Source organism: Gilliamella sp. B2824 (genome assembly GCF_026536245.1).
Classification (GTDB): Bacteria; Pseudomonadota; Gammaproteobacteria; order Enterobacterales; family Orbaceae; genus Gilliamella.
On sequence record NZ_JAFNON010000002.1, the window covers coordinates 1 to 21,387 of the forward strand.

Consider the following 21,387-nt stretch of genomic DNA (forward strand, 5'->3'; position numbering starts at 1 on the left):
ATGCCCGATGCCCGATGCCCGATGCCCGATGCCCGATGCCCGATGCCCGATGCCCGATTAAGACCACATTTTAACATATTTTTACCATTCCTTGTAGTTAATTTTATTAACTTTTTCAAAAAATACAACATATTAGCTTTTATATATATCACCTAATGTAACTCATTTGTACGCGATAATATCAAAAATTCAGTCTAATATTAAAATAGAATAATCAAATTGTAATGTGTATTTATGTAAATGTTTGTTAAGAATCTACGATAAGTCGATTAAAATGAACGTTAAATCTATATTTTATTGACTAATCTCACCGATTATTAATCGTTAGTTTATTGAATTCAGTTTACTGAAGATCTACAAAACAAAAGTAAAAAAATAGTTATCCTTTCATTAAATAATGATCTCACTTAAGATCTGAACAATTGCCGCTGTAAACTAAGCATAAATTGTTGGGTTATTTTGTTATTATCACTATCAGGCTGCCAATTTTTTAGAAAAATTAATTGATTAGTATTAAGATGCAGCGTTGTTCTTACAGTTTTTGGGGATAATTTTGGCATTATTTCAGGTTGTTGTGATTGATTTATAATTTTAGATTGATGATGAACTAGCGGATTGACTCTAGTATTAATATCTTTCTTTGATAAAGTAAAAAATTGATTAAACCACATTTGATATCCACTTAAATCGAAATCTCCAGCTATTTGATAGCCCCATTCCATTTTTTGAGCGTTATTAAAATGAAATGAAAGATTTCTTTTAGGAAACCCGCAATAAACTATAGGGTAATTGTTCAATTTACCTAGGATATTATGCATTATCTTCAACTTCTGTTGATATAGCTCACTAATGATATAAGCTGATTGATTATAAATTCTTAAAAAACTCCCCTCATCAATTAAACTTAGATAGCCAAGTCGACGACTAATTTCTAACTTTTTAGTAATATGCATGCTCATTTTTTGTTCTTCAATTTTGGCGTGCTAGCGACTTCGCGCTAACACGCCGGTGACTGGGTAACTTTCTTTAATTAAAATAAAAGTTAATGTTATAATTTACTTCAGTGAAGAATTAACCTTTGCAAACTGCCCTAAGATATTTTCTACTATCTACTAGATCAATATCACTGTTATTGCCCATAAAAGAAACTGCGCCATCGCCAGTAATAACAATAAAGTGAGAAAACGCATCATGAACTTCTTTAGTCCAATAATGAGAATAGGAATAACCAGCTGTACTTGCTAAGGTTTGAGCTCCCCAATTGGCATCAGGATAAGACTTTTTGCCTTCAATATATCCCCATTCTGATAAAATACTTTCACCAATAGATCGTGTATAAACATTATTATGTAACACCCAATTTAAAGGAGCTGATTTAACAGGAGAATTCGTTAACTCACTACGTAAAAACATATTTTGTTCACCACCACATTTAATTTTGACCTGCTCGTAAGTACCATAAAAGTCTCCTTGTGGAATAGCCCAAACACTGGTTGGATTAAACGTATAATCAAATTTAATTGTTGGATCTCGTTTCAATGCAGCCCGTACCGTAACATCACCGGTTGGTTTTCCTTTTAGTAAGACATACCCCTGTGGGTCGATAGTCACTTGCCCACCAGGATTATTGGGAATACTAAAACTATAATCAGTCTGTGCGCCTGAAACAATTAATTGAAATTTTGCACCAGGAAAACCTGTCATTGGGAATTTTTTGCCAGCTGATACCGTTGGATTTACTTTAAACCCCATGTTAGGCACATAATCTGCAGTATAGCCACCCCCATAGACAGGATTTGGAACTTTGTACGTTTCTTGATTCCAATCAGCAATACCACCTGTAGATGAATTAACCCCACGCCATTGATACATAGGAAATATTTCTAAAGAATAAGGTTTAGCATAACAAACTTGAGGTTTAGAAGAAATTTGATAACGTTTCACTATTGGCACATAATCACTTTCCCGAGGGATACCATATTTAGAATAGGTCTTTACCTGTGTTGTTATTTCAAGCGTTAGTGGCATCGGATAACTACTTCCGCATCCCATCGTTTTACTAATATCTGTAATTAATTTTCCATTACCGTCATACCACTGTTTACTGGTAAATGAAAGTAAAAATGGCTTTGATGTATCTATCCCATCACCATCTTTATCCGCATAATTTAATGTGTTATCCAATGAATTATAGTAAAAATTCTTAACGATAAAATCAGCAGGGCTTAACTCACCACTAAATTCCTTAATTACATCACCTTTGATATTGTTGCTTGCTTCACTGTAAAAAACACCATTAACCGTAAATCCTTGCTTATTCGCTGCCAAATCGATATTTATCACTTCCGGCGCACTACCTTCTATCGCTTTCGCTGTCGTTGTACTTAATGCTTGAGCGGTATGAGTCGTCAATAAAATAAAAAATATCAATAAAGAACATTGCGCTAATGCCGATTGAATTGATTTAAAATAATCTTTTACATATGAATTATTTAACGAAATAATGCTCGAAAAGTGTTTAAGGAAATATAAAAATTTTAAAAATATGAAAAAAGAGATAAAAGTCGATAAGTGCGAGGATAATCCACTGACGCGATGACTTGTTGTAACTAGACTATCTAATAATGCCCGATGCCCGATGCCCGATGCCCGATGCCCGATGCCCGATGCCCGATGCCCGATGCCCGATGCCCGATGCCCGATTAAGACCATATTTTAACATATTTTTACTACTCCTTGTAGCTAATTTTATTAACTTTTTCATAAAATACAATATATTAGCTTATATATATTATCTAATGTAACTCATTTGTGCGCGATAATATCAAACATTCAGTCTAATAGTAAAATAGAATAATCAAATTGTAATGTGTATTTATGTAAATGTTTGTTAAGAATGATTAACACCTAAAACAATCAACCTCAAATAAATGATTTATTTTTATCACTGGCAACTTTAACCCTATCATGATCAACCTATTTTCAAACGACGTTTAACAATAAAACTAATAGCTTTATTTTTTTAAATCAAACAAATTTTTATATAAATGCTTCAATGCCATAATCGGGTGATAAATTAGCATTCTTGGACCAGAAAATCGCATCACTTGTTTGATTTTTTGTTGGTAATCTTTACGATAACAATGTTTAGGGCATTTTTCGCAAGTTGTTTTATTTTCGCCAAAGCGGCATAAGATGAGTCTTCGCATCGCATATTGCAATAGATCATCACATTCATTACACAATTGATGCTTTTCAGTATGATGTTTTTTGTGGCAATATAAATGAATCATTACCTTAATCGTTGCTTTTTCTTGCTGTATTTTAGGACCAGTATTATTGGCTACCATAATCAAAATATACGCTAATATAAAAAGTGGTAAAATAAAGTTAATTATCAATTATAATCACAAGGATTCGTTACAATGGCAAGAATTATTAATAAAGATACCATAGTTTGTATGTCACTTTCTGCAAGGCCAAGCAATTTTGGAACCCGTTTTCACAACTTCTTATATGAAAAGCTTGATCTCAATTATATTTATAAAGCATTTACAACCAATAATTTAAAAGACGCTATTTATGGTATTAAAGCGTTAGCCATTCGCGGTTGTGCAATTTCAATGCCTTATAAACAAGCGTGTATTGAGTTTATCGATGAATTAGATGTTTCAGCAAGTTCAATCCAGTCAGTCAATACCATTGTTAATACCAATTATCATCTAACTGCTTATAACACTGATTATATTGCTGTTGCTAAACTTATTGAAGAAAATCAGATAGAAAATACCACGCCGTTTGTACTAAAAGGGAGTGGCGGTATGGCCAATGCCGTTATCGGTGCGTTTTACGATAAAGGCTTTAAAAACGGGATTATTGCAGCTCGAAACCAACAAAAAGGACAAGCACTGGCAAAACGCTATGGTTATAAATGGGTAAAAGATGAAACAGAAGTTCCTGCTGAACAAGCAAAATTAATTATTAATGTTACACCAATTGGAATGCAGGGCGGTATCGAAGCTGATCAATTATCTTTCCCTACGACAATGATTGAACAAGCCGAAATTGTGTTTGATGTAGTCGCATTACCTGTTGAAACGCCAATGATTAAATACGCAAGCAAATTAAACAAAACAATAATTTCTGGCGCTGATGTAGCGGTGATCCAAGCACTTGAACAATTTGTATTGTACACTGGAATTAGACCTGAAAAGGAGCTTGTTGAACAAGCCGCAGACTTTGCTAGAAAAGGTTAAACATCAATGTTAGATTTATTCCACCGAAACAATCGGTGGAATATAATTCAATTTCTTATAACATTGCCTGATGCAGTTTGTGATAAACAGAAAGCAATTTTTGATGCATTGTAAATTGTTCAAGATCGTTATTTGACATATTAGGATCGTTAAATAAATCCGTTAAACCAAAAAACTTTTTCTCACCATTGGCATATTGCCACATTTGATCAACACAATTTTTGCCATACATTTTATTAAATGCGTCTTGATAATTTTCAAACTGTTTTTTATCCCGATCAATGATAAAACTGACTAATGTTTGCAGACAACGATAGGCATGATTCCGTTCTGAGGTAAAAATTGATTCATTCATTTCAATTGTCCAATCGATCCATGTTTGTGCTTGAATTAAATCTTTTGCGGCTAATGCTAACATTGCTTTTAACTCACCAACACGTAAAGTTAACCATGCATTATCTTTACCTGTTGCAATACCGAGTAATTCACGAACGCGAGCAAAATCATCTAGCCCCTGCTCATCTAGCTGCTCTATAATTGCCAAATACTGTTTTGCTGTCAGCTTTTTATTCGGTAAAGATAAAATCAGATCTCTAAACTCAATTGCCATATTATTATTCGCAATTAAAAGATCTTCAGGCGGATAGATTTCTGACATACCTACAGCTAAAATGCGACAGGCATAAACACCAAGATGTTCATAGTCCATGATAAGAACCTCTGTTTTGTGTCGAGCAAAAATCGCCATAAGGTTATCAAACTCTTGTTCTGTTGTGCCAGAAAAATCCCAATCAACAAACTCATAATCAGCTTGTTGATTAAATAGATCCCACGAAATTAAGCCACTTGAGTCAATAAAGTGGGTTTCTAAGTTACTTAAATCAGCCACTTCGTCATTATCAAAACTTGGTGGAGAAAACACATCAAGATCTTTCAAACTACGTCCTTGTAGTAGTTCCGTAACCGTTCTTTCAAGCGCGACACCAAAGTCAGGATGCGCACCAAATGAGGCATAACAAGTACCATTGTTTGGGTTCAATAATACGACACAGATAACAGGGAATTCACCGCCAAGAGAAGCATCAAAACAGTAAAGTGGAAAGCCTTCACTTTCAAGCGCATTTATAGCGGCTAAAACAGCCGGATAACGGTTAATGACTTCAGGCGGAATAGTTGGTAAGCTTATTGCTTCAGCAATTATCTTATTTTTAGTGTAACGCTCAAAAATTTCTGATAACCCTTGCACTCGAGCCTCATTACGCGTATTGCCCGCTGACATACCATTGGAAGCATATAAATTAGCAATTAAATTAACCGGTACATAAATCGTTTTCTGATCGGATTGTTGTACAAAAGGCAGTGCGCAAATGCCACGCTCAGCATTACTTGATTGCAAGTCGACTAAATCAGTAGCAGTTAATTCCTGATCAGGATCATAAAACTTAAGTAATTTTTCGGATAAGATTCCTTTTGGTAAGCTATTATCTTGAGGTATTGCAAACCATTTTTCAGTTGGATAATGAACAAAATCAGAATTAGCAACTTGTTGTCCTAAGTAAAAGTCAGAAAAGAAGTAATTAGTTGATAAACGTTCAAAATATTCCCCGAGTGCAGAAGCTAAAGCGGCTTTTTTACTTGCGCCTTTACCATTAGCAAAACAGAGTGGGCACTGTGTGTTTTGAATATGCACCGACCAAACATTTGGCACAGGATTAAGCCAAGAGGCCTCTTTTACCTCTAATTGGTATTTAGCGAGTTGTTGATGAAAATATTGGATGGAATCTTCAAGGGCGGCATCTTTGCCTGGAATATAAGTTTTCATGTGTTATCTCAGAATATTGTGTAATAATAGATTGCTTTATTCATTTATTTATTCTTAAATGTATACGCTATTAACTAAAATGAAAAGTAATAATCATTAATAATTTTTAATTAAGGAAATAAAATGAAGAAAATTATAAATTCCGAGGGTTTTTCATTAGTAGATTTTTTCTTTTTCAATAAAATGATCACACCAGTAATTATCACTATCCTTTATTGGGTAACATTGGTGTTAATAGTTTTAAGTGGATTAGGTGTCATTATTGCCAGTTTCCATAGTTTTCAATACAGTTTTTTAGGTGGACTTATCGCATTTTTTACAGGTGTCATAGGTCTTATTGTTGGTGTTATTTCTGCAAGAATCGGCTTTGAATTAGTTTGTGTGTTATTCAATATCAATCGTAATATTGAAAAATTAGCCGTAAACCAAAACAGCAGTAACGAAGACCAAAACAGTGACGACAAACAGTAGTGTTTATTTTAACAGTAGGCATTTGCCTACTGTTAAATATCGTTTGATTGAGCTTTAACTAACGTTTAAAAACAATCTTATTGTTACTTTAAATCACTTAAAGGCCATCTAGGTCTTACCGCAATAGCTAAATCACTATGCTGCCCTTCCTTTAAATGTACCATTCCTGCATAAGCAATCATAGCCCCATTATCTGTACAAAATTCTAATCTCGGATAATAAACTTGTCCTTTGCGGTTTTTCATCAATACCGATAATTGTTGACGTAATGTTTTATTGGCGCTAACGCCGCCGGCAATAACTAGTCGATTAAAGCCTGTTTCATCAAGAGCTCTACGTGACTTAATTACTAAGGTGTCGACCAATGCATCTTCAAAAGCTCGAGCAATATCAGACTTAGTTTGTAAATCAATAGTGCCATCACAAGTATTTTGATGAATGATGTTAGCAGCAGCGGTTTTGAGTCCTGAAAAACTAAAATCCAATCCAGGCCGATCGGTCATTGGCCTAGGAAAATAGAATCGATTTGCAATCCCCTGCTCTCCTAGTTTTGAAAGCTTCGCTCCACCGGGGTAATCAAGTCCCAATAATTTAGCTGTTTTGTCAAATGCCTCACCTGCTGCATCATCAATCGATTCACCGAGTAACTGATATTGACCTATGCCTGTAACACTAATTAATTGAGTATGTCCCCCCGAAACCAATAACGCAACAAAGGGAAATTCTGGTGGGTTATCTTCCAGCATCGGGGCAAGTAAATGTCCTTCCATGTGATTGACAGCAACTGCTGGCACATTCCAAGCGTAAGCAAGCGCACGGCCGATAGATGCACCAACCATTAAAGCGCCAATTAACCCGGGCCCTGCTGTATAAGCGACGCCATCAATATCCTCTGCCGTTATGTTAGCTTGTTTTAACGCGGCTTGAATCAATGGTACCGTTTTGCGAATATGATCACGTGATGCAAGCTCAGGCACGACACCACCATAATCAGCATGTAAATTAATTTGCGAGTAAAGTTGATTAGCTAATAGACCAGATTGATCGTCATAAACAGCAATTCCAGTTTCATCACAAGACGTTTCAATACCAAGCACTTTCATTAATGTTTTCCTATTAAATCAGAAAGATTATCTTCACTCCAAAGATCGTGTTCTGTGATTTCTTTATCGGGAATTCGATGTTCTTCTGCTGCCCACTCGCCCAAATCAATAAGCTGACAACGTTTGCTACAAAATGGTCTAAATAAACTTTTTTCCGACCATTCCACCTCTTTTTGACATGTTGGACATTTCACAAATTGCATTATTTTTTTGTTCATTTTGACTCTTTAATTTTATGCTATTAACAGCACGCTAATTCAAATTCTATCGTATCGGTACTCGTATTATCACAAGCTTCAAGCGGAATAAATCGAATACTATAACGCGACATATGACCCGATACTTGTGGATAAACATTTTTATCTAACGAAACACGAATACGAATAAGGTTAATGTCACCATTGGTTTCTTGAAAAAAATTATTGGCACAAGTGAATGATTTAAATTCGCCAAGTTGGCGTATCAACTGCATACATGATGAGAGCGATTCATTTAAAATAGCAAGATGCTGCAACCAACTTTGTACTTGTCTATCTCGTTTTTCTGCTGATTGTTTTAACCACAGATAGAAAGAGGGAAGATCAAAACTACAGCACCCGCCAGGAATCATTAAGCGTTGGCGAATTGAGGTAATAAAACGATCATCTTTCAATGCTTGCCCTAATCGAGGTGCTGTATTAAATTTTAGTAAATAATGATCAAATTTATTAAGTAATTCGGTTATTAACTCTTGATCAACGCCTTCAATATTTAACCAAGAAGATAGTTTTTGTTTTTGAGACTCGATTTCTTTAATCAAATCACTTCTAACATCATTACGTTCAATAATTTCTAATAACTCAGACAGTGCATGAAAAAAAAGTAACGCATTATTTTGATCAAAATGACAATGTAGATCTAATTGTTTTAATAAAAATTCAACACGTAACCAGGTACGCATCTTTTCATTTAGTGGATGTTCAAAAATAATCTTATCCATACTTATCCATTATTAATTTTAAGGTTATTTAAGTATTGTTGATGTAATTCATTTACTTGCTCAGTCAAACAAGCTAAATCACCATTATTGATGATTATATCATCAGCATAGGATAATCGTTTTTCACCAGAAACTTGAGATTGAATCATTTTTTGAGCTAACGCTATATCAATATTATCTCTTTGAACCAGACGCTGTAATTGTAGTGCTTTCGGAATATCGATCATCAAAACTCGATCAGCTAAGTGATGTAAATTATTTTCAATCAAAAGTGGCACCACCCAAATTACATAAACCGCAGTCTGTTTTGCAATTTGTTCCTGCGTTTTTTGTTGAATAATCGGATGTAATAAGTGGTTTAACCAAAGCCTTTCATGCGAATTATTAAAGATAATTTCCCGCAATTGACTGCGATCCAATTCACCATCAGGTAATAAGATTTCCTGGCTAAAATGTTTAACAATTTCAAGATAAGCATCAGTTCCAATCTGAACAACTTGCCTAGCAATAACATCAGCATCAATAATCGGCACACCTAATTGTGCAAAAAGATTTGCAATGGTACTTTTACCACTGGCAACACCACCACTAAGTGCAACAATATAAGACATGAATATAGTTTCCGATCTAATAATTACCATGATTAGTATATCATATAACTGAATCTCATTATATATGCTAATTTTTCTTACCTAAAAACAAAAAATACATTTTATTCAGAATATTATAATTTTTTTAATAAAAATCACTTATTGCAAACCAACATAAAAAAATTAAGTTAAGATGATAAAAATGATCACTATTGGAATAAAACAAAATTTATCTTTTTCAATAGAACTTGATTTTATCCAAATGAACAAGTTATCAACATATTGAAAAATTAATCAACCAATAAAAAATAAAATCAACAAAACTGTTGGTTTTATAGTATTAGCTGTATATAATCACATATATCTGTATATAAACACAGGAAATTGATAATGAGACCATTAACAGAACGTCAGCAGCAAATATACGATTTGATCAAAGAAAATATTCAAACAACTGGCATGCCACCAACACGCGCTGAAATTGCGCAAAAATTAGGATTTCGCTCCGCTAATGCGGCTGAAGAACATTTGAAAGCTTTAGCTAAAAAAGGGGCGATTGAAATGATAGCTGGTTCATCTCGTGGTATTCGTCTACTGCTCGAAACGTCCGATGATCAACATGATTTTGAAGGTCTTCCACTTATTGGGCAAGTGGCTGCCGGCTCACCTATCCTAGCGCAAGAACATATTGAAAGTCATTATCAAATCGATCCTTCTGTATTCAAACCCCAAGCTGACTTTTTATTAAGGGTTCACGGTATGTCAATGAAAGATATTGGTATATTAGATGGTGACTTACTTGCCGTGCACAAAACCCAAGATGTAAAAAATGGCCAAGTGGTAGTTGCACGAATTGATGATGAAGTCACCGTTAAAAGACTATCTCGCCATGGTAAACATGTACACTTACTGGCCGAAAATGAAGACTTTTCACCTATTGAAGTTGATTTAGAACAACAGAGCTTTGCTATTGAAGGTATTGCTGTAGGTATTATTCGTAATGGGTCATGGATGTAAATAAAAAGTTAGTATAAAATAGCAACTAATTATTGCTTAGGAGATAACAACATGTGGCTATTTTGGTTATATGAATTTTTAGGATTTGTTGCGATTTTTTTACTTATATTTGCTTATTGTCGATTTCGTGGACAAGGCTTTTGGTCGTTTATTTGGCGACACTTAAAATGGGTAGCATTAGCGATTGTTGCCGTTTGGCTAGTCATAGCCGTGCTCTGTCGTAACGACTTATATAATGCGACACATTGTTACTTTAGAGGTGTGAGTATGCATGCTAATACCAAGTACTCAATCTATTTAGAAGAATGTCAGATCGAAACACCAAGTGGGAGTTATGTACCAATCGATCGCACCAGAGCGTTACCGGGTTCTTCAGATCATGAAGATCATACCGAAGACTATGGCTACCCAGCAGCTAATTAATTATATAAATGATCATTTTACCAAAGCCATTATTGATACAATAATGGCTTAATATTTTGAATATTTAATTAGCTTTTACAGACCAATCTATTTGCATATATGCCAAACAACGCCTTTCTAATTTTCTAAATCCCCAAATTAATGTAAAACTAACACAAAGATAAATAACCGCAGCAATACCAAAGGCATGAAAAGGTTGATATGTTTCAGCATAAATGTCACGAGCAATTTTCATTACATCTTGAACGGTTGCGGTAAATGCTAATGCAGTTGAGTGCAACATAAAAATAACTTCATTACTGTAAGCAGGCAAAGCAAGACGAAAGGCTCTTGGTAAAATAATATATCGATATAATTGAAATCGATTAAAACCTAAGGCTATTGCCGCTTGAATTTCACCATTGGGCACATTACGCATTGAGCCCGCTATAACCTCAGTGGTGTAAGCACAAGTATTTAAGGTAAACGCTAAAATAGTACAATTTAAGCCACTTTGAAAAAAATCATTAACCCATTGATGATTCTGCACAAAACTCAATGTATAAAGTCCTGTATAGATAACTAATAATTGAACATACAAAGGCGTGCCTCGAAAGACATAGGTGAAACACCAAATAGGTAACTTGATGTATTGATTTTTTGAATTACGACCAACCGCTAAAACTAAAGACAAAATACCGCCAAGGGAAATCGATAAGACCAAAATCCACAGTGTCATAGCTAGCCCAGTGATATTATACCCATCTGTCCATAACAACGCTTTCCAGTAGTCTTGAAGAATCTCTAACATGATAAGGCTCTTTGTTTATAATTTTGCTTTGGTTATACCAATGGAATAATGCTTTTCTAGCCACCACAAAGCAAGATTTGAAATAGTGGTGAAAAACAGATAAAACGCGCCAGCGATTAAAGCAAATAATAGTGGTTGATACGTTGCTTCGCCTACCGTTTTTGTTGCTTTAACTAAATCAAATAAACCTAATAACGAAACCAACGCAGTTGATTTTAAAACAACCAACCAGTTATTTGCTATTCCCGGCAAAGCAAAGCGCATCATAAGTGGAAACATAACATAACGAAAAACTTGAGTTTGACTTAATCCAAGTGCAATAGCAGCATTCAAGGTGTTTTTCGATACTGACTGATAAGCACCTCGGAAGGTTTCAGTAAAATAGGCGCCGTAAATAAAACCTAACGTAATCATTCCAGCTACAAAAGGATTAATTTCGATAATATCCATATTAAAAAAATCGGTAATATTATTGAGCGCAAATTGTAATCCAAAAAATATTAGCATCATAAGAACTAAATCAGGCACACCTCGAATTAAAGAGGTATAAGCCTGACAAAGTAATCGTAGTAATTTTATTTTAGACATTTTGCCTAAAGCACAAATCACACCAAGTAATACAGCCACAATCAACGAAGTGATTGCTAGTCCAATGGTAATTAAAGCACCTTGCAAAATAAGCGGAATATAACCTTGCATTACTTAATTATTTTTTATTGCCATAAACACTAAAATCAAAGTATTTATCATTGATTTTTTTATAGGTACCATCATTTAGAATCTCAACAAGAGCCTTATTAAAAGCCTCTCGTAATTCAGTATCATTTTTACGGAAGCCTAACCCTACCCCAACATCGAAATACGTTTTATCGGTTAATGCTTTGCCTGCAAACGCAAAACCTTTTCCTTGCGGTTGTTTTAAAAATGCATAACTACCGGTTACCTCATCTTGTAATGACGCATCTAAACGCCCCGCCACTAAATCAGAAAACACTTGTAATTGATTTTGATAAGGGACAATGATCACACCGTTTGGACGCCAAACTTCATTAGCAAAATGTTCTTGCGAAGTACCTTGTTCAACACCTACTCGCTTACCTTTTAAAGATTCAACTGTAGGCATAATATTGGCACCTTCTTTTGTGATTAATCTTGAATTAGTCACAAAAATTTCATCAGAAAACGCAATCTGCTTTTTACGTTTTTCGGTCATCATCAAAGATGACGAAATCATATCAATCTTTCTCGATAAAAGTGAAGGAATCAGTGCATCAAAATCAGTAGTTTTAAAGACACATTCAATATTTGCTTTAGCACAAAGTGCCTTTGTTATTTCAATATTAAAACCTGTAATTTCACCATTTGCGTCAATAAAATCGAATGGGGCATAGGAAGTATCTGAACCAATTTTAATTGATTCTGGTAATTTTGCCTGACTATATAATGGTAAACTAATCAAACTAATAAGGGATAGTACCTTTAAAAATATTTTCATAATGATGTCTCTTATAATTTTTTGAGGCGCATAATATAACGTGTTATGAATAAATTTAATAATAAAAAAATCTTTAATATCCGGTATAGTATAAGGATTGATTATTTGAAGTAGTTATTTAGAGTAAAAAGTATCGTATTAAAACTCCAAAAATCACATCGCCATATTAAAATGATAAATTATATCTCTTAATTAAAGACAATATTAATCATGACCATTAACTGCAAGATAAAATTGTTAGACCTATTAAGCTAACAGCAAGATTTTACTAGACTGTAATAAAGTTTACTCATTGCCGTTATAATTAAATAAGGATCAACAATAACCAAATAAATATAAACAAATTAGTGCTAGATGCTTATTGATTTAACTCAACGCAATTTAACACCATGTCTAACATTTGTTTAATAACACATTTGATATATTTTAATTATAATATTTATTAATAGATATAGTGATAACAACACTTACTTTATAAATTAAAGGAAATTTTATGAAAATAGTTATCAAAACAATTATATTAATTCTGATTCCATTTATGCTACAGGCAAAACCCGATGTGTCAAAAATCTATGGAAAAATAAAATTTGTTGATTCATTCCCCGATTACAGGGTGAAAGTCGTGAAAAGTTTTCCCGATCTGCGGGTCAAAAAAACGAATGGTTTTGCAAATAAACCCGGAGAGTGGAAAATAGTCGATAGTTTTCCAAATTACAAAATACAGATTGTCGATTCTTTTCCTGATTTTACTATTCAGTATGTCGATTCGTTTCCTGGAGTTAAATAATAATTAATCGGATAGTTAAACGAATCTATTTTAACTTAATAAAAAATAAAAATTTACAGTGCCACGTAAATAACAGTTATATCCTTGTACAAATAAATAGCTATTTTTTGGCTATTTCATGCTAAATAATATAACAGTTCAATTAGAGCGATTTTAGTTATCGGATATATATTAGAGGATTGAAATCGAGAAAAAGTAGACTCGGTTGACGAGTGCTTTTATATGCATAAATCCTTGTAATATAGGATATTATATAATTTAGTCAATCGTTGAGGTTCTATTTAGATTTTATCGTAAAACTTTCAATAAAAACGCTTTTTAAAATCGTTATATTCTTATCAAAATTTGACCCCAGCAGGAATCGAACCTGCAATTAGCCCTTAGGAGGGGCTCGTTATATCCATTTAACTATGAGGTCACAGCGGCGTGTATTTTAATAAATTTATATCAATAATACCAATTAAATAACGAAAAATTTTCTATTTTAAGTAAACATGATACAATCGCATCATCTCTAATCTTATATTATTTTGTCGAAGATATTATGAAAAAAAGAATCGTTGGCATGATGTTTTCTGTAATGGCGCTTACTAGTTGTGCAACTTATCAACCAGAAACCAATACCTATAGTGATCCATTATCAGGATTTAATAAAGCGATGTTCAATGTAAACTACTACGCGCTTGACCCCTATGTTTTACGCCCTGCCGCTGTTGTATGGAAAGATTATGTCCCTACGCCTATGCGAAAAGGGATAGTTAATGTGTCATCAAACCTTTCCGAACCAGCATCGATGGTAAACAACCTTTTACAGGGAGATGTGCATAAAGCTGGTACACATTTAGCTCGATTCTTTTTGAATACTGTTTTTGGTGTTGCAGGTCTTTTTGATGTTGCAAGTATGGTCGAACCCCAATTACAAAAAGGCAATAAACGTACTTTTGGTGATGTATTAGGTCATTACGATGTTCCTTATGGTCCTTACGTTGTGTTACCTTTCTATGGTTCAGCGACATTACGTGAAGAAGGCGGAGGATTAGTTGATACCCTTTATCCCCCACTAGTTTGGTTAGATTGGCAATGGGCGTTAGTACGAGGTGTGTTTGATGGTATTGAAGCGCGTGCTGTCGCTATTCAATATGAAGATCTTATTAAAAATAGTGATGACCCATACAATTTTATGCGTAATGCTTACTTCCAACGTAATGACTTTATTGCCTCGGGCGGCAAAGTGGACGAAGAAAAGCAACAGCAACGTGAAGAGAGTATTAACAGCTTTATTAACGATATTGATTCACAATAGCCATTTTCACTATTACCAAATAATGAAACCGCCGCTAACATTGGCGGTTTTTTATTTACCTTTCATTTCAGGTAGATATTGCCAAAATCGTTTTGGCATCTGTTGACGTTGCAATTTAGGATTCACTCTTTCTTTAATAGTTAGCGCGTTACAATAACGCAGCCACATGGTTTGAAATAGTTGTTCATCTTTAGTCATATAATCTTGATTGATCATACTGTTAACAACGATATCTTCATGATTAGCTAGCGAGATTCGTTCAATCTTTTCAAGATTATAAAAATAGCCATATTGCCGCTTCTCATCATAAATCGCCCATTTTTGATCCGCATAACGATCTTGAAAAAAATTTAACACTAAGGGTAATGCATTATAAATGGGTGCAATGACCGCAAAATAAATTTTTTCACTTAAACTATTTTCACTGGCGCTTATTGGATTATTTATCGCATTAAATCGTACAAACTGCACTAAATGATGCTTTTCGCGACTCACTTTTTTAGCGATATCATGCACAGTTAGCACATCAGGATCGCCAAAATCGGTCTCAATTGAATGTGTTGATTGAAAAACTTTACAGATATAGCGCAAAATAATTAAGTCACTTTCAGGAAGTTCAGATAACCAAACATACAACAACTGATTAAGCGCGATTTTAGAAATTTTTTTTTCGAGTGCTAGTTGTACCCGTTCATATTTGCTATTACGAAATTCAACTACATGCGTTTCAGACGCTAATAAAGGGGCTACATCGCCTTCAAGCAATAAACACTCTGGCATTTTTTTTAACTTGAATATGTCAAACACGGCACAAAGTAACCCTTCAAAAGTTTTGTCATAATAAAAGACTATCATCAACTAAAACCCCATGACTAATTGCTGAGGTAAAGAAGCGGCTTTCGCTTCTAACAAAGGCGGTTCTTGTAAAGAAAGACGAATATATTCAGCTGAAGAGTCGAGTAACTTGAATTCTCGCATCTCATGACAAATGATAAAAAACTGTGCACGCTTCAAAACTACCCCTATGCGTTTAAGTGCTGCTAAATTAAGTTTTCGATGGCGCCTTGCCATAACAATAAGTTTGGCCGATTTAACACCAATACCGGGAACGCGTAAAATTTTTTGATAGCTATCGTAATTAATATCTACCGGAAAAAATTGTGGATTACGTATTGCCCACGATAATTTAGGATCAACTGTCAAATCGAGATCCGGATAACTGTCATTCACAATCTCATCCACATTAAAACCATAAAAACGCAAAAGCCAGTCAGCTTGATACAATCGATTTTCGCGAACTCTAGGCACGTCTTGTAATACAGGTAACCTTTTATCATAGCTATTTACTGGCACAAATCCTGAATAGTAAACACGCTTCATGCTGGGTCTTTTATATAACTTAGCGGTCAATTGTAAAATTTGATTATCCGATTCATCCGTTGCGCCAATAATCAGTTGGGTACTTTGACCTGCAGGTACAAATTTGGGAGTCGATTTTATTCTTTTACGATCTTCCACATTTTCCAATAGATTTTGTTGGATATGGCGCATGGGTTGATAAATGGTTTGATGATCTTTGTCTGGTGCCAATAATTTAAGATTTTTTTCTGTTGGAATTTCTAAATTAACACTCATTCGATCAACTAATAATCCAGCTTGTTTAATCAAATCATTACTTGCTCCGGGTATCGCTTTCATATGAATATAACCATTAAAATCATATTCTTTACGCAAAATGGTAACAACTTTGATCATCTTTTCCATTGTATGGTCAGGGCTTCTAACAATACCGGAACTTAAAAATAGCCCTTCTATATAGTTACGACGATAAAATTCTATTGTTAATTGGGCTAACTCTTTCGGGGTAAAACCCGCTCTTGGAATATCATTACTCTGTCGATTAATACAGTAAGCACAATCAAACATACAGTAATTAGTCAACATAATTTTAAGCAATGCAACACATCGACCATCGGCGGTAAAAGTATGACAAATACCTCGACTATGAGCATTACCAATACCTTTATGTTTATTTGATCGAGAACTGCCGCTCGAAGCACAAGAAACATCATATTTAGCTGATTCTGCTAATATTTCAAGTTTATTAATCATTTTGTCATTCATAGCACACCACAATAACTGTTTTTATATACAGTATTATAAGGATTATATTATTGTGTGCAACAATTTAATAAAGGTTAATTTTATTTGATCTACCTCATCAGATCAGTAAATTCATCATAATTACTGTCTAAACAACCGGAATGAAAAACGTAGAGTTAATCACGCTTTGTGATGAAAACGGATTATTATCTTTCATCAGCTTAAATAAAATAGATAATAAGGTATTGTTCAGCTTACAAGTGTACGCTATAATCACATCAATTTTTCATATGAAGCCAGATAATTTTAGGAGTAAAGCATTAAATGAAACGTGTTGTAATTACTGGGTTAGGTATTCTATCAAGTATCGGTAACAATACTAAAGAAGTTCTAGAATCATTAAAAGTAGGTCGAAGCGGCATTACTTTTTCACAAGAAATGAAAGATAGCGGAATGCGTAGCCATGTATGTGGAAATGTAAAACTAGATACAACAGGATTAATCGATCGTAAAATTGTTCGCTTTATGAATGATGCTTCTATTTATGGCTATTTAGCTTTACAACAAGCTATAGAAGATGCCAAATTAACCCCTGAACAAGTATCAAATCCTCGCACTGGTCTAATTGCCGGTTATGGTGGTTCAACTAAAACGCAATATAATGTTGTTGCAGGTATGAAAGAAAAAGGGTTACGTGGAGTAGGTCCTTATGCGGTAACAAAATCAATGTCATCGGCAATTTCTGCATGTTTAGCAACGCCATTTAAGATTAAAGGGGTAAGTTATTCCATGACTTCTGCTTGTGCAACATCGGTTCACTGTATTGGTCATGCGGCTGAATTAATTCAATTGGGCAAACAAGATATTGTTTTTGCTGGTGGTGGTGAGGAACTCTGTTGGGAAATGTCTTGCGAATTTGATGCAATGGGTGCCCTTTCAACCAAATATAATGATACGCCAGAAAAAGCATCGAGAGCCTATGATGCAAACCGTGATGGTTTTGTTATCGCAGGTGGCGCCGGTATGGTAGTTGTTGAAGAGTTAGAACATGCGCTTGCGCGTGGTGCACATATCTACGGCGAACTAGTCGGTTATGGTGCGACTTCGGATGGTTATGACATGGTTGCACCATCTGGTGAAGGCGCTATGCGTTGTATGCAGCTTGCTATTCAAGATTTAGACGTCCCTGTTGATTATATCAATACTCATGGTACTTCAACACCAGTTGGTGATGTTAAAGAGCTTTGGGCAATCAAACAAGTGTTTGGTGACAATATTCCAGCTATTTCTTCCACAAAATCAATGACAGGTCACTCATTAAGCGCCACCGGTGCACAAGAGTTAATTTATTCACTATTAATGCTAGAGCATGGTTTTATTACACCAAGCATTAATATTGACGAACTTGATGAAGCCGCTATTGGTATGAATATCATTACTGAACCGACTGAACGTGAACTGACAACTGTTATGTCAAATAGTTTTGGTTTTGGTGGAACTAATGCTTCAATTGTGATGAAAAAATATAAAGCATAATTTAGCTGCTTGCTAAAAACTTAACTAAAAACCGTTCAACTTAGAACGGTTTTTTTATTTAAGGTGGCGATAGATAAGCGTAAATAAAATTATCACATCACGTTTAGTGCCTTTATTTTCAAGTTTTATAGAACTTTACTTAAAAATAACTGTGTTCGTTCATTTTGTGGATGATTAAAGATTTGATCGGGTGAACCTTGTTCTTGAATAATGCCCTGATCAATAAAAATCACCCGAGTAGACATTTCTTTAGCAAAGCCCATTTCATGAGTCACAACAATCATTGTCATGCCCTCTTGCGCAAGTGATTTCATGACCGCTAACACTTCACCGACTAATTCGGGATCAAGCGCCGAAGTTGGTTCATCAAATAACATTACTTTAGGATCCATCATAAGTGCTCTAGCAATAGCCACGCGCTGCTGTTGTCCACCGGAAAGTTGACTTGGATAAGCATCAATTTTATCAATCAACCCGACTTTGGTTAACAACTTCTCCGCTTTGCTAATCGCCAGATCTTTGGGCATCTTTTTCACGTCTCTAGGTGCTAAAATAAGATTTTCCAGTACTGTCATATGTGGAAAAAGATTAAAGCGCTGAAACACCATCCCTACTGATTCTCGTAATTGATTAATATTGGTTTTAGGATTGTGCACTTTAAAACCATTAACTTCAATTTCACCTGATGTAATATCTTCCAATCCATTGATGCATCGTAAAAAAGTGCTTTTACCTGAACCAGATGGACCAATTACCGAGATCACTTCTTTTTCTTGAATATCACACGAAATACCACGTAACACATGGATATCACCAAATTGCTTTTGTAGATTTTTAATGTGAATCACTTTTGCTCAACCTTTTTTCTAAATATTTAACCAGTAGCGATAGCAAGGATGTCATTATCCAATAAACCAAAGATATGACTAGGTAGGGCTCAGTATATGAGCCATAAGCCGCACCAGACGTTCTTGCAGCGAAAGCTAAATCAGCCAGACCAATAGCTGCACCAAGGGAAGAATCTTTCAAAATAGCAATAGCATTATTACCTAGCGGTGGTAACATTCGTCGAAAAGCTTGGGGTAATATCACTTTTCGCATGGTACTGCCATATCCCATACCTAATGAACGTGCAGCTTCCATTTGTCCTTTATCAATCGACTCAATCCCTGCCCTAAAAATTTCTGATATATAAGCACCAGCATTTAAAGTAATGGCTGTAACGCATGAAATAAATGCACCATATTGAGATCGTAAAAAGCGAGCGGTATCAACCGAAATCAAGTTATCCGATACAAGCAAACCATCTCGTGGGTTAATTAACAAAGGCATAAGGACAAAGTGAACGACCATAATTTGCACAAATAATGGCGTACCGCGAAAAGCACTAACATATATTCTAACTGGCCATTGTACACAAAAATATAATGTATATTTCCAAACCCCATATTTTGCTGAAGCAGTGCGACCAATACCTAGCAATAATCCCCATAATGTACCTAAAATGACACAAAACAGCGTACATTCAATAGTCATTTTTGCCCCTTCTATAAATAAGGGCAAGTACTCATTAATTATTTCCCAATTAAACGCCATAAAAAATCCACATTATTCTTTATCGGTTAAAGGTAACGTTGGAACATTATTATCAAACCATTTTGAATAAATGTTGGCATAAGTGCCATTATCGATAATTTTTTTCAGTCCTTGGTTAATCATATTGCGCAATTTATCATTACCTTTTGCAACAGCAATACCAAAATATTGCGGCTCAAAATTTTGATCTGAAATCAGATTAAACTCTTTACCAGGATGCATTTTGATATAAAACTTAACAACACCAACATCGCCAATAGCAGCATTAATGCCTTCTTCATATAATTCTTGCAGTAACAAAGGTGTGTTATCAAAACGTTTAATTGACGTACTGTTTTTTCCTAATACTTTAGATACAACCACATCAGCTGTACTACCATTAACAACACCAACAGTATGAGAGCTCAAATCAGCGATAGATGTGATTTTCGACCCTTTTTGAGTCACAATAACTTGCTCAGCAGGAAAATAAGGTAAAGAAAAATCAACAGAATTTTTACGTTTTTCGGTAATGGTAATACCGGAAATGATAATATCGCGTTCACCATTATCTAAGGTAGCAAAAATACCTTCCCATGGTGTATTAATTAATTTAATTTTAAAATGTTGAACATCTGCAATGGCTTTAATTAAATCGATATCAAACCCTTCAAGTTGTTTTGCGCTATTTTCGTATTCAAATGGTCGATATGTACCGCCCGCGCCGACTACATAAGTTGGCTCATCTGCATACGAAAAACTGGTTGTTAATAAAATGACAATACTAAAAATGAGTGAAAAAAAAGATTTGATCATTGTCTATCCTGCCTTGAAATAAATGGGGAAAAATATAATAACTTTTGAACAAAATATTGCAACACTATATTAGAGCGTATTAACAAATAACGTTAATAGTTATAATAGAGTACTGCGTTTTTTTACTGATTAATCACAATCACTAGCAAAAATTTTCTAGCACAACCAACGCTTTGGTAATGCATTACAACTACATTAACTCAATGAATAATAATTTAAAAACATGATGTGATTAACATTTTGTTTTAATGATTTATTTTGACTACTGTTAAACTCATTTTTTAGTATTAAATAAAGTAGAGCTAAACATAAAAAAGCTCA

Annotated in this window: 23 protein-coding genes and 1 tRNA gene; 7 read left to right on the plus strand and 17 right to left on the minus strand. The window is 34.5% G+C overall.

The window, feature by feature from the left end; all coding sequences use genetic code 11:
• Nucleotides 1-407: 407 nt before the first annotated feature.
• The 3 genes from J3U56_RS01955 to J3U56_RS01965 form a co-directional block, all read right to left on the minus strand.
• On the minus strand, nt 408-959 hold the full coding sequence (locus tag J3U56_RS01955; RefSeq protein WP_267332973.1) for a hypothetical protein: 552 nt from the start codon (nt 957-959) through the stop codon (nt 408-410).
• A gap of 112 nt (nt 960-1,071) precedes the next feature.
• On the minus strand, nt 1,072-2,712 hold the full coding sequence (locus J3U56_RS01960) for a hypothetical protein (RefSeq protein WP_267366498.1): 1,641 nt from the start codon (nt 2,710-2,712) through the stop codon (nt 1,072-1,074).
• A gap of 302 nt (nt 2,713-3,014) precedes the next feature.
• On the minus strand, nt 3,015-3,350 hold the full coding sequence (locus J3U56_RS01965; protein ID WP_267343899.1) for a nitrous oxide-stimulated promoter family protein: 336 nt from the start codon (nt 3,348-3,350) through the stop codon (nt 3,015-3,017).
• Between the two features lie 75 nt (nt 3,351-3,425).
• Here J3U56_RS01965 and J3U56_RS01970 point away from each other — a divergent pair, with 75 nt between their 5' ends.
• Complete coding sequence (locus J3U56_RS01970; protein ID WP_267332976.1) at nt 3,426-4,256, plus strand: shikimate 5-dehydrogenase; 831 nt, start codon at nt 3,426-3,428, stop codon at nt 4,254-4,256.
• 55 nt (nt 4,257-4,311) lie between these two features.
• Here the strand turns inward: J3U56_RS01970 and ycaO are convergent, their stop codons facing one another.
• A complete protein-coding gene (gene ycaO, locus J3U56_RS01975; RefSeq protein WP_267366500.1) occupies nt 4,312-6,078 on the minus strand; it encodes a 30S ribosomal protein S12 methylthiotransferase accessory factor YcaO in 1,767 nt (588 codons plus the stop codon).
• A 123-nt stretch (nt 6,079-6,201) separates the two neighbouring features.
• Here ycaO and J3U56_RS01980 point away from each other — a divergent pair, with 123 nt between their 5' ends.
• Nucleotides 6,202-6,549 carry a DUF4282 domain-containing protein gene (locus tag J3U56_RS01980; RefSeq protein WP_065634591.1) on the plus strand — a complete coding sequence of 116 codons (348 nt, stop codon included), beginning with the start codon at nt 6,202-6,204 and terminating at the stop codon, nt 6,547-6,549.
• Between the two features lie 83 nt (nt 6,550-6,632).
• On the opposite strand, the gene tsaD is transcribed toward J3U56_RS01980, so the two are convergent.
• The 4 genes from tsaD to coaE are packed head-to-tail and all read right to left on the minus strand — an operon-like array spanning nt 6,633 to nt 9,242.
• A complete protein-coding gene (gene tsaD, locus J3U56_RS01985; protein WP_267366502.1) occupies nt 6,633-7,652 on the minus strand; it encodes a tRNA (adenosine(37)-N6)-threonylcarbamoyltransferase complex transferase subunit TsaD in 1,020 nt (339 codons plus the stop codon).
• Nucleotides 7,652-7,855, minus strand: coding sequence for a DNA gyrase inhibitor YacG (yacG, locus tag J3U56_RS01990; protein ID WP_416379730.1), 204 nt, complete (start codon nt 7,853-7,855; stop codon nt 7,652-7,654). Before yacG ends, tsaD begins: the two co-directional genes overlap by 1 nt.
• 38 nt (nt 7,856-7,893) lie before the next feature.
• Nucleotides 7,894-8,631 carry a cell division protein ZapD gene (gene zapD, locus J3U56_RS01995; protein WP_267366504.1) on the minus strand — a complete coding sequence of 246 codons (738 nt, stop codon included), beginning with the start codon at nt 8,629-8,631 and terminating at the stop codon, nt 7,894-7,896.
• Nucleotides 8,632-8,633: 2 nt separating this feature from the next.
• A complete protein-coding gene (coaE, locus tag J3U56_RS02000) occupies nt 8,634-9,242 on the minus strand; it encodes a dephospho-CoA kinase (RefSeq protein ID WP_267343894.1) in 609 nt (202 codons plus the stop codon).
• A 369-nt stretch (nt 9,243-9,611) separates the two neighbouring features.
• On the opposite strand from coaE, the gene lexA reads away from it, so the two are divergent.
• Both lexA and J3U56_RS02010 read left to right on the plus strand, forming a co-directional pair.
• Nucleotides 9,612-10,238, plus strand: coding sequence for a transcriptional repressor LexA (lexA, locus tag J3U56_RS02005; protein WP_267332982.1), 627 nt, complete (start codon nt 9,612-9,614; stop codon nt 10,236-10,238).
• A gap of 51 nt (nt 10,239-10,289) precedes the next feature.
• Nucleotides 10,290-10,661, plus strand: a complete 372-nt coding sequence (locus J3U56_RS02010) for a hypothetical protein (protein WP_267332983.1) — start codon at nt 10,290-10,292, stop codon at nt 10,659-10,661.
• Nucleotides 10,662-10,725: 64 nt separating this feature from the next.
• Here J3U56_RS02010 and J3U56_RS02015 read toward each other — a convergent pair whose 3' ends face one another.
• The 3 genes from J3U56_RS02015 to J3U56_RS02025 are packed head-to-tail and all read right to left on the minus strand — an operon-like array spanning nt 10,726 to nt 12,946.
• On the minus strand, nt 10,726-11,451 hold the full coding sequence (locus J3U56_RS02015; protein ID WP_267366506.1) for an ABC transporter permease: 726 nt from the start codon (nt 11,449-11,451) through the stop codon (nt 10,726-10,728).
• A 15-nt stretch (nt 11,452-11,466) separates the two neighbouring features.
• On the minus strand, nt 11,467-12,150 hold the full coding sequence (locus J3U56_RS02020) for an ABC transporter permease (protein ID WP_267332985.1): 684 nt from the start codon (nt 12,148-12,150) through the stop codon (nt 11,467-11,469).
• Between the two features lie 7 nt (nt 12,151-12,157).
• Nucleotides 12,158-12,946, minus strand: coding sequence for a transporter substrate-binding domain-containing protein (locus tag J3U56_RS02025; RefSeq protein ID WP_267366508.1), 789 nt, complete (start codon nt 12,944-12,946; stop codon nt 12,158-12,160).
• A 538-nt stretch (nt 12,947-13,484) separates the two neighbouring features.
• Between J3U56_RS02025 and J3U56_RS02030 the strand changes: the two genes are divergently transcribed.
• Nucleotides 13,485-13,733: a hypothetical protein gene (locus J3U56_RS02030; RefSeq protein ID WP_065634191.1), complete on the plus strand. Its 249-nt coding sequence runs from the start codon at nt 13,485-13,487 to the stop codon at nt 13,731-13,733.
• Between the two features lie 346 nt (nt 13,734-14,079).
• On the opposite strand, the gene J3U56_RS02035 is transcribed toward J3U56_RS02030, so the two are convergent.
• Nucleotides 14,080-14,151 (minus strand) — tRNA-Arg (locus J3U56_RS02035).
• Nucleotides 14,152-14,277: 126 nt separating this feature from the next.
• Here J3U56_RS02035 and J3U56_RS02040 point away from each other — a divergent pair.
• On the plus strand, nt 14,278-15,036 hold the full coding sequence (locus tag J3U56_RS02040; RefSeq protein WP_267332988.1) for an MlaA family lipoprotein: 759 nt from the start codon (nt 14,278-14,280) through the stop codon (nt 15,034-15,036).
• 51 nt (nt 15,037-15,087) lie between these two features.
• Here the strand turns inward: J3U56_RS02040 and J3U56_RS02045 are convergent, their stop codons facing one another.
• Together J3U56_RS02045 and J3U56_RS02050 are read right to left on the minus strand one after the other, a co-directional pair.
• Nucleotides 15,088-15,891 carry a TIGR03915 family putative DNA repair protein gene (locus J3U56_RS02045; protein WP_267332989.1) on the minus strand — a complete coding sequence of 268 codons (804 nt, stop codon included), beginning with the start codon at nt 15,889-15,891 and terminating at the stop codon, nt 15,088-15,090.
• 3 nt (nt 15,892-15,894) lie between these two features.
• The gene (locus J3U56_RS02050; protein WP_267348511.1) at nt 15,895-17,160 is read right to left on the minus strand and encodes a putative DNA modification/repair radical SAM protein; all 1,266 of its coding nucleotides are present in this window, start codon (nt 17,158-17,160) and stop codon (nt 15,895-15,897) included.
• A 303-nt stretch (nt 17,161-17,463) separates the two neighbouring features.
• On the opposite strand from J3U56_RS02050, the gene fabB reads away from it, so the two are divergent.
• The gene (gene fabB / locus J3U56_RS02055; RefSeq protein ID WP_267332991.1) at nt 17,464-18,675 is read left to right on the plus strand and encodes a beta-ketoacyl-ACP synthase I; all 1,212 of its coding nucleotides are present in this window, start codon (nt 17,464-17,466) and stop codon (nt 18,673-18,675) included.
• Between the two features lie 125 nt (nt 18,676-18,800).
• Here fabB and J3U56_RS02060 read toward each other — a convergent pair whose 3' ends face one another.
• The 3 genes from J3U56_RS02060 to J3U56_RS02070 are packed head-to-tail and all read right to left on the minus strand — an operon-like array spanning nt 18,801 to nt 21,066.
• Nucleotides 18,801-19,523 (minus strand): amino acid ABC transporter ATP-binding protein, encoded by a 723-nt coding sequence (locus J3U56_RS02060; protein WP_267332992.1) that lies wholly within the window; start codon nt 19,521-19,523, stop codon nt 18,801-18,803.
• Nucleotides 19,510-20,271: an amino acid ABC transporter permease gene (locus tag J3U56_RS02065; RefSeq protein WP_267332993.1), complete on the minus strand. Its 762-nt coding sequence runs from the start codon at nt 20,269-20,271 to the stop codon at nt 19,510-19,512. The genes J3U56_RS02060 and J3U56_RS02065 overlap by 14 nt, the downstream gene beginning before the upstream one ends.
• A gap of 12 nt (nt 20,272-20,283) precedes the next feature.
• Nucleotides 20,284-21,066 carry a basic amino acid ABC transporter substrate-binding protein gene (locus tag J3U56_RS02070; RefSeq protein ID WP_267332994.1) on the minus strand — a complete coding sequence of 261 codons (783 nt, stop codon included), beginning with the start codon at nt 21,064-21,066 and terminating at the stop codon, nt 20,284-20,286.
• Nucleotides 21,067-21,387 lie beyond the last annotated feature (321 nt).